12 protein-coding genes are annotated in these 13491 nt (G+C 52.0%); 3 read left to right on the top strand and 9 right to left on the bottom strand.

Annotated features, from left to right (window positions below):
- Positions 1-9 precede the first annotated feature (9 nt).
- From GF617_RS07785 to yieE, 3 genes are all read right to left on the bottom strand, one after another.
- On the bottom strand, positions 10-153 hold the full coding sequence (locus tag GF617_RS07785) for a hypothetical protein (RefSeq protein WP_203451441.1): 144 nt from the start codon (positions 151-153) through the stop codon (positions 10-12).
- Between the two features lie 104 nt (positions 154-257).
- A complete protein-coding gene (locus tag GF617_RS07790) occupies positions 258-1727 on the bottom strand; it encodes an amino acid permease (protein ID WP_181620144.1) in 1470 nt (489 codons plus the stop codon).
- Between the two features lie 171 nt (positions 1728-1898).
- Positions 1899-2765, bottom strand: a complete 867-nt coding sequence (gene yieE, locus GF617_RS07795; protein ID WP_203451442.1) for a DNA-binding transcriptional regulator YeiE — start codon at positions 2763-2765, stop codon at positions 1899-1901.
- A 98-nt stretch (positions 2766-2863) separates the two neighbouring features.
- Here yieE and GF617_RS07800 point away from each other — a divergent pair, with 98 nt between their 5' ends.
- From GF617_RS07800 to GF617_RS07810, 3 genes are all read left to right on the top strand, one after another.
- Positions 2864-3910, top strand: coding sequence for a YeiH family protein (locus GF617_RS07800; protein ID WP_181620146.1), 1047 nt, complete (start codon positions 2864-2866; stop codon positions 3908-3910).
- A 64-nt stretch (positions 3911-3974) separates the two neighbouring features.
- Complete coding sequence (gene nfo / locus GF617_RS07805; protein ID WP_181620147.1) at positions 3975-4832, top strand: deoxyribonuclease IV; 858 nt, start codon at positions 3975-3977, stop codon at positions 4830-4832.
- A gap of 2 nt (positions 4833-4834) precedes the next feature.
- Positions 4835-5929: a sugar kinase gene (locus GF617_RS07810; RefSeq protein ID WP_181620148.1), complete on the top strand. Its 1095-nt coding sequence runs from the start codon at positions 4835-4837 to the stop codon at positions 5927-5929.
- 43 nt (positions 5930-5972) lie between these two features.
- On the opposite strand, the gene GF617_RS07815 is transcribed toward GF617_RS07810, so the two are convergent.
- From GF617_RS07815 to fruB, 6 genes are all read right to left on the bottom strand, one after another.
- Positions 5973-7226, bottom strand: a complete 1254-nt coding sequence (locus GF617_RS07815) for a NupC/NupG family nucleoside CNT transporter (RefSeq protein WP_181620149.1) — start codon at positions 7224-7226, stop codon at positions 5973-5975.
- A 96-nt stretch (positions 7227-7322) separates the two neighbouring features.
- Positions 7323-8258 carry a pseudouridine-5'-phosphate glycosidase gene (locus tag GF617_RS07820; RefSeq protein WP_203451443.1) on the bottom strand — a complete coding sequence of 312 codons (936 nt, stop codon included), beginning with the start codon at positions 8256-8258 and terminating at the stop codon, positions 7323-7325.
- Complete coding sequence (locus GF617_RS07825) at positions 8246-9187, bottom strand: pseudouridine kinase (protein WP_203451444.1); 942 nt, start codon at positions 9185-9187, stop codon at positions 8246-8248. The genes GF617_RS07820 and GF617_RS07825 overlap by 13 nt, the downstream gene beginning before the upstream one ends.
- Before the next feature lie 286 nt (positions 9188-9473).
- Complete coding sequence (fruA, locus tag GF617_RS07830) at positions 9474-11159, bottom strand: PTS fructose transporter subunit IIBC (RefSeq protein WP_181620152.1); 1686 nt, start codon at positions 11157-11159, stop codon at positions 9474-9476.
- Positions 11160-11175: 16 nt separating this feature from the next.
- A complete protein-coding gene (fruK, locus tag GF617_RS07835) occupies positions 11176-12114 on the bottom strand; it encodes a 1-phosphofructokinase (protein ID WP_119937029.1) in 939 nt (312 codons plus the stop codon).
- Positions 12114-13244: a fused PTS fructose transporter subunit IIA/HPr protein gene (gene fruB / locus GF617_RS07840; protein ID WP_181620153.1), complete on the bottom strand. Its 1131-nt coding sequence runs from the start codon at positions 13242-13244 to the stop codon at positions 12114-12116. The genes fruK and fruB overlap by 1 nt, the downstream gene beginning before the upstream one ends.
- Positions 13245-13491 lie beyond the last annotated feature (247 nt).

Consider the following 13491-nt stretch of genomic DNA (forward strand, 5'->3'; position numbering starts at 1 on the left):
AATTATTGCTCACAGTGCCGTATATACCGCCTGCATCTTTGGCAGGTCGATCATCTCTTTATTTGCAGGTGTGGCAGCAATATCACTGCCCTGATAAGGGGGGGTGATACCGAGTCCTTCATCCTTTTTGATTACGGCGTAACGATAAAGCAAACGATAACCATTATCAATTTAATTGTTAGGAATCATGTCAAATTTACATAATATGGAGATAAAAAAACCCGCTCAAATGAGCGGGTTAAGAGAGAGGAAGTGCATTATTTTTTAAATCGTTCCGGAAATTCCATTTCACTGTAGCGAACGAATTGGGTTCCTTTTGTCAATTTGTAGCCAAACCAGATAATCAGGAACAGCGGAATACCAATGTAGGTTGCCGTGACAGCGCCCCAGTCAATAGTGTCCGCAAGGAAAGCTTCATAGTTCTGTCCCAGGGTAATAATCAGGCACAGCACGAAGGCGAAAATCGGCCCCAGCGGGAAGAACCCGGAGCGGTACGGCAGATTGTTCAGGTCATGGCCCTGCATAACGTAGCCACGACGGAAGCGATAATGGCTAATGGCAATACCCAGCCAGGCAATAAAGCCCGTCATACCCGAGGTATTAAGCAGCCACAGATAAACCGTCTGGTTACCGAACATTGACGTCAGGAAGCACAGACCGGCAATCACCGTCGTGGCATACAGTGCATTACGCGGTACACCGCCACGAGACAGTTTGGCGAAAATACGCGGGGCTTTCCCATCGCACGCCAGGGTGTAGAGCATACGGGTCGACGCGTACATACCGGAGTTACCCGCAGACAGTACGGCCGTCAGGATCACCGCATTCATCACCGCAGCGGCGGAAAGCAAGCCTGCGTGCTGGAACACCAGCGTGAACGGGCTAACGCTGATGTCTTTCACATCGTTACGCAGCAGGCTAGGATCCGTGTAGGGAATGATCAGGCTGATAATCAGAATGGCAAACACATAGAACAGCAAAATTCGCCAAAACACCTGGCGTACTGCGCGGGGGATATTCTTCTCAGGATCTTCAGATTCACCCGCCGCGATACCAATCAGTTCCGTCCCCTGGAAGGAGAAACCGACAATCATCGCCACACCAATCATGGCCGAGAAGCCACCGGCAAACGGCGCATCGCCAATACCCCAGTTGCTCCAGCCAGCAGGTTCCGCACCTTTGAAGATGCCAACGATCATCGCCACGCCCACCACAATAAAGATGATGACGGTAGCCACTTTGATCAGTGAGAACCAGTATTCCGCCTCACCAAAGCCGCGCACAGAGATGTAGTTGAGCAAGAAGATCACACAGAGGAAGATTGCACTCCAGATCCAGCCTGGCGTATCCGGGAACCACCAGGTCATCACCAGCTGCGACGCCACGAGGTCAACGGCGATGGTCACAGCCCAGTTGTACCAGTAGTTCCAGCCGAGCGCGAAGCCGAAGCCTTCTTCGACATACTTCTGGCCATACGTTGAGAAAGAACCGGAAACAGGCATATAGGCTGCCAGTTCACCGAGACTGGTCATCAGGAAGTACACCATCAGGCCAATCAGAATATAAGAAAAGAGTGCCCCACCCGGGCCCGCAGCAGAAATTGTCGCCCCAGAGGCAACAAAAAGACCTGTGCCGATGGATCCGCCAATCGCGATCATCGTCAGGTGACGCGCCTTGAGTTCACGACGTAGCGTGGGCGCTTCTGTGGTTTTAATTTCTGAAACCATGTGAAAATGCTGTCCATTCAAAAAACGAGGCGAGATTGTAGCAGACGATACGCATTCCTTCTGGCAGAAATGCGCTGTTATAAGAGAGCTTCATGACTGGCCTGGAATTATAAGCAAAGCATGAATCTGGTCGCCGCGCCTTCCCCGCAGAGAAGCGCGCAACGGAATCATTTAGATCTCGCAGTAACGCAGGAAACGTTGCAGGGAGTTGGAAAGATGCTTTTGTCGATGATGGATACACCACAGCGTACGGACCAGTTTTGGTAGCGGAACCGGAATTTCGACCAGCGTACCGGACGCTAATTGCTCGGCAATGACCCGCCGGGACAGACAGCTGATCCCGAGGCCATGACGCACGGCGTGCTTGATTGCTTCAGAATTACCCAGTTCCATTCCCAACTGGAATTGCGGCAAATGCGACAGCAGCAGGTAATCGACAATTTCTCGCGTACCGGAACCATGTTCACGCAAAATCCACTGCGCCTGCGCCAGCCTTTCCAGCGTGACTTCCCCCTGTCGAAGAGAAGATGCCGGAGAGGCAAAGACCACCAGTTCATCTTCAAGCCAGGGTTCAGCAATAATATCGACGTTATGGCATGGGCCTTCAATGAGACCAATATCAACCCGAAAATCGATAACGGCAGTAATAACATCCTGACTGTTACCTACGCTCATCTCCAGCGGCAAGGTCGGGAAATCCCGGCGATAACGAGCAATCACCTCCGGCAGGATGTAGTTGCCAATCGTACTACTGGCATAGACACGGATCGCGCCGTTATCTTCGCGGAACAGTTGTTCTATTTCTGTCGCCTGCTCCAGTAGCGCCAGCGCGCGCGGATACAACAGGCGGCCATGCTCATTAACGACCAGTCGCTTCCCTACCCTGTCAAAAAGCTGAACTCCCAGTTGGCCTTCGAGATCGGTCAACGAGGCGCTAACCGCTGACTGAGACAGAGCCAGCATCTGTGAGGCCTGCGTTGTTGAACCGCTTTTCAGCACTTCAGCAAAGACTTCAAGCTGACGCAATGTAATGTGCATGGTTGCTTACCACTTATAAAGATTAATTATAAATATATAATCAATTTTATTTTTAAGCCAGAGCACCGTAACCTTTTATCCAGAGAAAGGAGAAGGTTATGACAGAACTCACCCTACAGAATCATCGTACATTGTGGCACTTCGTGCCGGGTCTTGCGCTCAGTGCCGTTGTCACTGGCGTAGCATTATGGGGCGGCAGCATTCCTGCCGTAGCGGGCGCAGGTTTCAGTGCCCTGACGCTGGCTATTTTGCTCGGCATGGTTGTCGGGAATACGGTTTACCCGCATATATGGAAATCCTGCGACGGCGGCGTGATATTCGCCAAGCAACACCTGCTGCGGCTGGGCATCATTCTTTACGGCTTTCGCCTTACCTTCGCCCAGATAGCCGATGTTGGCGTCAGCGGAATTGCCATTGATGTCCTGACACTGACCAGTACCTTTTTACTGGCCTGTTTTATCGGTCAGAAAGTATTCGGGCTGGATAAACAAACCAGCTGGTTAATTGGCGCGGGGAGCAGTATTTGCGGTGCAGCGGCAGTACTGGCAACCGAGCCCGTGGTCAAAGCAGAATCCAGCAAAGTGACTGTTGCGGTCGCGACGGTAGTGATTTTCGGCACGCTGGCCATTTTCCTTTACCCGGCGATGTATCCGCTGGTTGCTCACTGGTTTAGCCCGGAAACTTACGGCATCTATATTGGCTCGACGATGCATGAAGTCGCGCAGGTGGTTGCTGCCGGCCACGCCATTAACCCTGATGCTGAAAATGCCGCCGTGATTGCCAAAATGCTGCGCGTCATGATGCTTGCACCGTTCCTGATTATTCTGGCGGCTCGTGTTAAGCAACTCGCCCCAGTGGGCAGTAACCAGAAGAGTAAAATCACCATTCCGTGGTTTGCCATTCTGTTCATTGTGGTGGCGATATTTAACTCCTTCCACCTGTTGCCAAAATATGTAGTGGATATGCTGGTGACACTGGATACCATCCTTCTGGCAATGGCGATGGCGGCTCTTGGAGTCACGACCCATGTCAGTGCACTAAAAAAAGCAGGTGCGAAACCACTGCTGATGGCGCTGGTGCTTTTCATCTGGCTCATCGTAGGCGGGGGGGCAATCAACCTGGCCGTTCATAGCCTGATGGCATAAACCACTACATCCTTCTCCTGTTAACCCGCTATCATAAGCATTTCGGGTTAACAGGAGTCCCTTTATGAAATATGTTGGAGCGCACGTGAGTGCTGCTGGTGGCCTTGCGAATGCCGCCATTCGCGCCGCCGAAATCGAGGCGACCGCTTTCGCCCTGTTTACCAAAAACCAGCGCCAGTGGCGTGCCGCCCCACTCACCACTGAAACCATCGACGATTTCAAAGCGGCCTGCGAGAAATACCATTTTGGGCCTGGTCAGATCCTCCCCCATGACAGCTATCTGATTAACCTCGGTCATCCGGTTGAAGACGCTCTGGAAAAATCACGCGAAGCTTTTCTTGATGAACTGCAGCGCTGTGAACAACTGGGGCTGACGCTGCTGAACTTCCATCCGGGAAGTCATCTGATGCAGATTGACGAAGACGCCTGTCTGGCGCGTATTGCGGAGTCGCTCAATATCGCCCTTGCCCAAACCAAAGGCGTGACGGCAGTCATTGAAAACACGGCCGGACAAGGCAGCAATCTTGGGTTCAAATTCGAACACCTGGCCGCCATTATTGACGGTGTTGAAGATAAATCTCGCGTCGGCGTCTGTATTGACACTTGTCATGCCTTTGCCGCCGGGTACGACCTGCGCACGCTCGACGAGTGCAAAAAAACCTTTGCCGAATTTGATCGCATCGTCGGTTTCAACTACCTGCGTGGAATGCACTTAAACGATGCCAAAAGTGCCTTTGGTAGCCGGGTTGACCGCCACCACAGCCTGGGCGAAGGCAATATCGGCCACGATGCTTTCCGCTTTATCATGCAGGACGACCGTTTTGACGGCATTCCGATGGTGCTCGAAACCGTGAATCCGGATATCTGGGCAGAAGAAATTGCCTGGCTGAAGGCGCAACAGATTGAAAAGGCGGTTGCGTAATAATGAACGACAGAGAGAAGCAGATACTCAAGATCCTGCGTCGTAATCCACTTATTCAGCAACATGAAATCGCCGATATTTTGCAGATCAGCCGTTCTCGTGTTGCCGCGCATATCATGGATTTGATGCGCAAAGGGATGATCAAAGGTAAGGGCTATATCCTTACTGAGCAGGAATACTGTGTGGTGGTCGGAGCTATCAACATGGATATTCGCGGTGTCGCAGATATTCACTATCCGCAGGCCGCCTCTAACCCAGGCAGCATCCACTGTTCAGCCGGTGGCGTGGGACGAAATATCGCACACAACCTGGCGCTGCTGGGGCGTGATGTGCATTTAATCTCAGCCGTTGGCAGCGATTTTTACGGTGAAACGCTGCTGGAGCAGACACGCCAGGCTGGCGTGAACATATCCAGTTGCATTCGTCTGCACGGGCACAATACGTCGACCTATCTCTCTATCGCCAATCAACAGGAAGAAACGGTACTCGCGATCAACGATACGCACATCCTGCAAAAGCTAACGCCGCAGTTGCTGGACAGCTCCCGGGATTTGATTCGTCACGCGGGTATCGTGCTGGCAGACTGTAACCTCACACCCGAAGCCATTGAGTGGGTCTTTACCATTGCGGATGATATCCCGGTCTTTATCGATACCGTGTCTGAATTCAAAGCCGCGAAAATGAAAACCTGGTATTCCCGAATCCACACGCTTAAACCGACACAAAAAGAGCTGGAGATCCTCTGGGGACAGCCTATTCACACCGATGCAGAGATGACAGAAGCCGTTAACGCGCTGCACCAGCAAGGCGTCGAGCACATTTTTGTGTGCCTGAAAGATGAATCGGTCTTTTGCAGCCGGAAGAATGGTGAACAGTTCCTGCTCTCACCTCCGCCCCATACGGTCGTTGACAGCTTCGGAGCCGATGACGGTTTTATGGCGGGATTGATCTACAGTTTCCTGGAAGGGAGCGATTTTCGAGACAGTGCGAACTTCGCGATGGCCTGCGCTGCGTTATCCCGTGCCAGCGTCAGTATTAACAACCCAACCCTTTCTGCTGATAACGCGCTGTATCTGTTACAAACGACACAAGCCTGAACAAAGTACCGGATGACCCGCCCATGGGATCATCCGGTCACATTTATTGTGACAAACCGATAAAGAACCCGGCAATGGTGGCACTCATCAGGTTAGAGAGCGTTGCTGCTGCCAGCGCCCGCATGCCCAGTTGAGCGATTTCCGGCGCACGCTTCGGTGCAATGGCAGAAAACGCGCCAACCACGACCCCAATGGAGCCAAAGTTTGCGAAACCGCAGAGAGCAAAAGAGATAATGGCGATCGTTTTACCATCCAGCATTCCTGCCGTTTGCAGATACGGTGAAAAACTGAGATAGGCTACGAACTCGTTAATTGCCAGTTTTTGCCCAATCAGGCTTCCGGCAAGCGTCGCATCACTCCAGTCCACCCCCATGATCCAGGCGAGGGGAGCCAGTACATAGCCGAAGATCCCTTCCAGCGTCGCATGACCAAAACCGAACCAACCACCAACGCCGCCAATAATCCCGTTGATCAGTGCAATGATGGCGACAAAAGCCATGACGACCGTGGCCACACCCGCGGCGATTTTCAGTCCGGTCATCGCCCCTGTCGCTGCCGCTTCAATGATGCTTTTGGGTGGGGTGTCGGTGAATGACAGGTTTTCAAAGGTGACTTTTGACTCTTCCGTTGCCGGGCTTAACAAACGCGCAAACAGAATACCGCCCGGAATGGCCATCAGTGATGCTGCCAGTAAGTAATCAATCGGGACACCCATTCCGGCATAGCCGATCATCATTGACCCTGCAATGGAAGCCATCCCACTGCAAATTGCGGTGAACAGTTCATTGCGGTTAAGACGCTCAATAAACGGCTTCACAATTGCCGGGATCTCATTTTGACCGAGAAAAATCGTCGTTACGGCAACAAATGACTCGATTTTACTGATGTTGAGCGCTTTCTGAAAAATGCCGCCAAGAATGCGGATAAGCAGGCCCATCACGCCAATGTAATAGAGCAAACTGATCAACGCAGTAACAAAGATGATGGCAGGCAATACACGGAAAGCGAAGATGAATCCCGCGCCATCAAACAGCACATCCATCTTTGGCCCAACCAACGAGCCAAAGATAAATGCACTCCCCGCGTCACTGTAGGACATCACCTTATGAACCCCCAGTGCAGCCTGTTCAACCAGCCATTTCCCAGGCGGGAAATAGAGCATAATTCCGCCAATGGCTATTTGTAATATCAGTGCTGCCCCCACAGTCCGAAGACTGATCCGTTTTTTATTGACTGACAGCAGGTAAGCGATTGCCAGTAATACCGCCATACCCACCACACTTCTCATCATGTCCATAATGGTTTTCCCTTCATGCCAGGAAACCCGGCGCAAACGCCAGGTTTTAGTATGTTTGATATTCGTGGGCGACCGCTTTCTGCCCGAAAAGTGCTGTCAGGAGAGGCGTTGATATTCCTTCGCAATCTCGCAGGCCAGTATCGCGTTGTTGAACACCAGTTGGATATTGGACTTCAGGCTATCGCCGCCAGTGAGCTCAGCGACACGAGCCAGCAGGAACGGCGTACTTTCTTTGCCCACCACCCCCTGTTCTTCCGCTTCCTTCACCGCCTGATCGATAGCTGCATTGATTTTCCCTTCCGCCATCGCAAACTGTTCCGGAATAGGGTTGGCGACCACCAGACCACCGTTGAGACCGGTTTGCCATTTCACCGCCATTGCGCGAGCGATCTCTTCTGGGGTATCTAGGCGAATACTCACCTCAAACGGACTGGTACGGCAGAAAAATGCCGGGAGCGTTTTTGTCTGATAACCAATTAATGGCACGCCGAAGGTTTCTAAATATTCTGTGGTTAATCCCAGGTCGAGAATAGATTTCGCCCCCGCACAAACGACGGTGACATTGGTATGTGCCAGTTCCTGAAGGTCGGCTGAAATATCAAATGTCTGTTCTGCTCCACGATGAACACCACCAATACCGCCGGTTGCAAAAACATGAATCCCCGCAAGAGCGGCAATAATCATGGTTGAAGCCACGGTGGTTGCGCCATTTTTCTTTGCCGCCACAACGAATGGTAAATCCCGGCGACTGACTTTCGTTACACTGTGGCCTTCACGTCCAAGTAATTCAATTTCCTCTTTACTCAGGCCGACTTTCATTACGCCGCCAATAATAGCGATCGTCGCTGGGACCGCACCATGATTACGAATGGTTTGCTCAACCTCAATCGCCGTCTGCGCATTTTGCGGAAAAGGCATTCCGTGAGAAATAATCGTGGATTCCAGCGCAACAATCGGCTTATTGTGTTTTAGTGCTTCCTGTACTTCTGGTGAAACCTGTAATAACTCAGAACTCAGATTTAATTCAGACATTCGGTTTTCTCCACTAACGAGGTCACATTCGTAACAGATAAATCAGGATTATTGGTATATTCACAGGCAAGCGCCATTGATGAACAACCTTGTGCAAATCGAACAGAATCGATAAAAGACACGCCGTCAACCCAGCAGGAAACAAGCCCGGCCATCATGGCGTCCCCGGCTCCGGTCACATTAATCACGCGGGTTTGAATCGGTAATGACCAGCCGCTCTCGCCATCGATGTTGCTGTAATAGACGCCATCGCCTCCCATACTCAACACCAGACGGGTTAGCCCATTTTCATGGAACCAGGCGGCAACTTTCCCGACATCCTCCCGGCTGGAAAGTGCGATACCACTGAGTGTTTCAGCTTCCAGACGATTAGGTTTCAGGGTATGGATTTTGCCAAGCTGTTCACGAATTTTGATGCACTTCCAGGCGGAAACGGGGTCAACAAATACGGGAGCACGTCCTGCATTTTCAAGTATCCAGGTCAGTGCATCTTCACTGATATTGCAGTCTGCGACAATGGCGGCTGCCCCACGAATAAACTCAGCATGCCGGGATAAAAACGCCACTGAAATATGTTCTGAGATAGTCATATCATTAATCGCTACCAGCATCTCACCGGTATTATCGAGTAACGATAAATAACAGGATGTGTTCTCTCCAGAGACCAGTAAGCACTTATCCACATGCACACCGGATTGGCGAGTTTGCGCCAACAATGATTGACCATATGAATCATTGCCGACTGCCGTCAGTAGCCAGGAGTTTTTACCCAGAAGCGCCAGATTATGTGAAATATTCCGTCCAACACCCCCTGGAGTAAATTTTATCTTGCCTGGGTTTGAATCCGCATAATTGAGTGAGGCATGCGAATACCCGGCAACATCCATATTGGCCGAGCCTATCGTTACTATGTATTCATTTTCATGCATAGCACATCCCCCGGTAATAAATCGCCATAACGATACGTTATTCAACAATGCTCAATGCAAAACAAAAACATATTATGAGCACATGTTCATATGCAAACATGTGCTCATAATATGCGTACTTTTGACAAAGTAAATCGATCATGCGGATCTATAGCAAATAGATATGAACAGAATCACATTTTTTTATAGAGACACTTTGAGAGGGAAAGGAAAGTTGAGAGGCGGGGCACACATTAGAAACAAAAAAAGGGCAGAGAAAACTCTGCCCTTGAAGATGTGAGTGAAATCAGGCTGCTTTTGCGACCGCTTCCACTTCCGGACGTTTCAGTACAGCGTAGGAGAGACCTGCGACCAGCGTACCAGCAATGATTGCCAGCAGATAACCCACTACTGGGGTGATTGCGCCAGGGATCAGCAGAACAAACAGACCGCCGTGTGGAGCCATCAGTTTCGCACCAATTGCCATGGAGATAGCACCGGTCACCGCGCCACCAACGATACAGCAAGGCAGAACACGCATTGGGTCACGAGCAGCAAATGGAATCGCACCTTCGGTAATAAAGCACAGACCCAGTACCAGTGCCGCTTTACCGCCTTCCTGCTGCGCTTTATCAAATTTACGACGCGCAATGATCGTCGCCAGACCCAGTGCAAGTGGCGGAACCATGCCGGCAGCCATGATAGCAGCCATCGGCGCATAGGTTTGGGTACTCAGCAAGCCGACACCAAAGGCGTATGCCGCTTTGTTAACCGGACCACCCATATCGGTACACATCATGCCGCCCAGAATTGCACCCAGCAGAACAGCATTCGCTGTACCCATGGTTTGCAGCCAGTGAGTCAGACCCGCCAGGATACCCGCAACCGGTTTACCGATGAGGTAAATCATCGCCAGGCCTACCACCAGGCTGGAAATCAGCGGGATGATCAGGATGGGTTTCAGCGCTTCCATACTCTGCGGCAGTTTCAGTTTTGAGCTAATCAGCTTCGCAACATAACCCGCCAGGAAACCAGCAATGATACCGCCGATAAAGCCAGAACCTGTACTCACAGCCAGCATACCGCCGATGAGACCTGGAGTCAGACCTGGGCGGTCAGCAATTGAGAACGCAATAAAGCCAGCCAGAACGGGAACCATCAGCGCAAACGCTGAACCCCCACCAATCTGCATTAATGCTGCAGCCAGCGTACCTTCTTCTTTAAACGCCGTAATACCAAACGCAAAGGAGAGTGCAATACACAGCCCGCCTGCCACCACCATCGGCAGCATATAAGACACCCCCGTCAACAGGTGACGGTACGCGCCAGCAGACTCTTTCTTACCTTCGGTCGCAGACTGAGTGCTCCCAGTTGCCTGGTATGGTTTCGCCTCCGCCAGCGCTTTATCAAACTCCTGTGACGTCTTTTTCAGCGCCAGGCCAGTAGAAGTGCGGTACATCGGCTTACCGGCAAATTTCGCCAGATCCACTTCGATATCCGCCGCGACAATCACCAGATCGGCTTCAGCCACTTCTTCAGGAGTGATTGCATTGCCCGCGCCTACGGAACCACGCGTTTCAACTTTTACCCACCAGCCACGTTTTTTGGCTTCCGTTTCAATAGCTTCAGCCGCCATGAACGTATGTGCCACACCGGTAGGACATGCAGTGATAGCAACAACACGTTTCGGGCCTGCTGCCGCAACCGGAGTCGCAGCAACAGGTGCGCTGTACACCGTTGCGTGGCCTTTGGCTTCGCTCAGGAACAGCTCCGGATGCGCCACTGCGCGGTTGATATCGCCCAGCCACACTTTTTTGCCATTCAGCGCGCTATCCGCCGGGATTTTGTCTCCCAGCACGATAGCCAGTTCGGCCTCGCCTGGGTTGTCAATAATGTCCAGATTTGCTTTATTTGCCGCCGCTCCCAGCAAGGTCTTCGCCATATAGGCGCGAGCCTGTCCAAGACCGGAATCAATGATCAGCAGCGTTTTCATTATGCCTCTCCTGCTGTTAGTTAAAGGGTTTTAAGTCAACGCGCGCCATCATCGCGGCCAACTGGGTACGATCGGTAATACCGACATTGCTCTGGCTCACGGCCAGGGCAGCAACGGCGGTAGCAAGACGTAAAGTATGTTCACTGGATTCGCGCATCAGCAGACCGTAAATCAGACCGCCAACCATCGAATCCCCTGCGCCAACGGTACTCACCACTTCAACCGACGGCGGTTTGGCGATCCATTCGCCAGATGCGTTAACCCACAACGCACCTTCTGCTCCAAGCGAAATCACAACATGAGCAATCCCCTGCTCACGCAGCGCATGCGCAGCTTCAATCACATCTTTTAATTCTGGCAGCTTACGGCCCGCCCAGATCTCCAGCTCGCGGCGATTTGGTTTGACCAGCCACGGTGCAGCTTTCAGACCAGCGACCAACGCATCACGGCTACTGTCGAAAATAATGCATGGGCACTGGCTGCGCAGACGCGTCATCCAGTCGGTGAACGCTTCCGGGCTAACGCCAGACGGCAGGCTGCCGCTCACGCACACCATGTCGAACTGTCCCAGCCAGGTCAGAGAATCGTTAACAAAACGCTCCCAGTCGGAAGGGGTCACTTCGAAACCCGAGAAGTTCAGGTCGGTGACTTCTCCGTCTTTTTCCGTCAGCTTAACGTTGATGCGGGTACGGCCTTGCACCACCTGAAAACGGTTAGCAATACCCAGCTCGCTGAACAGTTGCTGGAAACCGTCCTGATTATCTTTACCGAGGAAACCGCCAACAGTGACATCAATACCAAGGTCTTTAAGGACCTTCGCGACGTTGATCCCTTTACCCGCAGCATGCAGGCCTGTGGTACGTACGAGGTTAACTTCACCACGCTCAATTTCAGGGCAGAAACCCACCAGGTCGTAAGCCGGATTCAGCGTAATAGTCGCAACACGTCTGCTCATTATGCACCCTCCCCCAGACCCGCCGCGATGGCATCGCCAATTGCTTTCAGCGCCTGTTCAGCATCTGCGCCTTGTGCGGTGAACCGCAGACGGTGGCCTTTTTTCACGCCCAGAGCGACAACTTTCATCAGGCTACGGCCATTGGCCGGCTTGCCCGAACCATCCAGGTTCGTTACGGTGATCTCACTTTCGAACTGTTTGATGGTGTTAACCAACATTGTGCCTGGACGGGCATGCAGGCCGTGTTCGTTGCGCACCACAAACTCCGCGTTCAGGACATCGTCAGTCAATGCATCATCGCTGGTTAACAGCGCCAGCACAGTGGCTGCATCAGCATTCAGCAATTTTTCAGCTTTATTATTTAGCAGCAGATCACCCAGACGCTTCAGCACAGACACCGGCTGCTCATCAGCCATCGCCACGGTGACGAGCATCGCTGCACGTTCACCTTCGACATCAAATGCAGAAGCTGCACGGCTGACGGCGATTGCGCTACGCAGATTACCTTCAGCACTGTCGTTAAGCCAAATACCCTGACCCAGATTCAACGGCTTATCATTAATAGCATGGGTCACAAATGCCGTATCTGCCGCACCAACCTCTTTAAGGCGGCCGGCATTCAGCGCCTGCAGCGTCACCAGATCGGTAGCGGCAACATCAAGCGTCAGCGTTTCGTTATCCAGTTTCAGCGCTTCGCTCTGTTTTTCGCCCATCAGCAATGCACGCAGTTCTTCAGCCGTCGTGGCAGATTGCAGTTGTTCCGCTACGGAGTCATCACTCAGCACGTGCGTCAGCTGACGCAGCAGGCCTAAGTGTTCGTCGCTACTGGCAGCAATGCCGATAGCCACATAAGCCACCTGCCCGTCACCCCACAGTACGCCTTGCGGGAACTGATAAACCTGAACACCGGTTTTCAGCACCTGATCGCGGGTGTCGGTTGTGCCATGCGGAATAGCGATGCCATTGCCGAGGAAGGTTGAGGTTTGCTGCTCACGCGCAAGCATACCGTTAACGTAGCCATCAGCAACGTTGCCCGCCTGTACAAGCGCAGCGGCGACCTGACGAATGGCCTCTTCTTTATTCCCGGCCTGTGCGCCCGGGTGGATATCCTGAACAGATAACTGGAACATGGTTCTCCTCTCCTGCTGAACTTGAATCGTTTCAGCTACAATGAGAAAAAATGCGCTAACCTGTTCAGTCAGTTAAAACAAGGTAGCGCTGAAACGTTTCAAGAAGTCTTGCTCTTTCTATAAGGTCTTGCAAGGAAAGTTACATTTCTCATTTCAGAAGTTAGATGTGCAGCACATTTCTTCTCCGTTCAACTCATTTTTGCTGACGTTCAGCAACCCTCCTTCAGCAGACATCAGCAAGAAGATG

This window comes from Lelliottia sp. RWM.1 (assembly GCF_016859735.1).
Classification (GTDB): Bacteria; Pseudomonadota; Gammaproteobacteria; order Enterobacterales; family Enterobacteriaceae; genus Enterobacter.

Excerpts from the sequence above, each read along its gene's own strand:
- GF617_RS07825 (WP_203451444.1), bottom strand. The coding sequence starts at position 9,187 with ATGCATGAAAATGAATACATAGTAACGATAGGCTCGGCCAATATGGAT.
- GF617_RS07800 (WP_181620146.1), top strand. The coding sequence starts at position 2,864 with ATGACAGAACTCACCCTACAGAATCATCGTACATTGTGGCACTTCGTG.
- fruA (WP_181620152.1), bottom strand. The coding sequence starts at position 11,159 with ATGAAAACGCTGCTGATCATTGATTCCGGTCTTGGACAGGCTCGCGCC.
- fruB (WP_181620153.1), bottom strand. The coding sequence starts at position 13,244 with ATGTTCCAGTTATCTGTTCAGGATATCCACCCGGGCGCACAGGCCGGG.
- GF617_RS07815 (WP_181620149.1), bottom strand. The coding sequence starts at position 7,226 with ATGGACATGATGAGAAGTGTGGTGGGTATGGCGGTATTACTGGCAATC.
- yieE (WP_203451442.1), bottom strand. The coding sequence starts at position 2,765 with ATGCACATTACATTGCGTCAGCTTGAAGTCTTTGCTGAAGTGCTGAAA.
- GF617_RS07820 (WP_203451443.1), bottom strand. The coding sequence starts at position 8,258 with ATGTCTGAATTAAATCTGAGTTCTGAGTTATTACAGGTTTCACCAGAA.
- fruK (WP_119937029.1), bottom strand. The coding sequence starts at position 12,114 with ATGAGCAGACGTGTTGCGACTATTACGCTGAATCCGGCTTACGACCTG.
- GF617_RS07790 (WP_181620144.1), bottom strand. The coding sequence starts at position 1,727 with ATGGTTTCAGAAATTAAAACCACAGAAGCGCCCACGCTACGTCGTGAA.
- GF617_RS07810 (WP_181620148.1), top strand. The coding sequence starts at position 4,835 with ATGAACGACAGAGAGAAGCAGATACTCAAGATCCTGCGTCGTAATCCA.
- nfo (WP_181620147.1), top strand. The coding sequence starts at position 3,975 with ATGAAATATGTTGGAGCGCACGTGAGTGCTGCTGGTGGCCTTGCGAAT.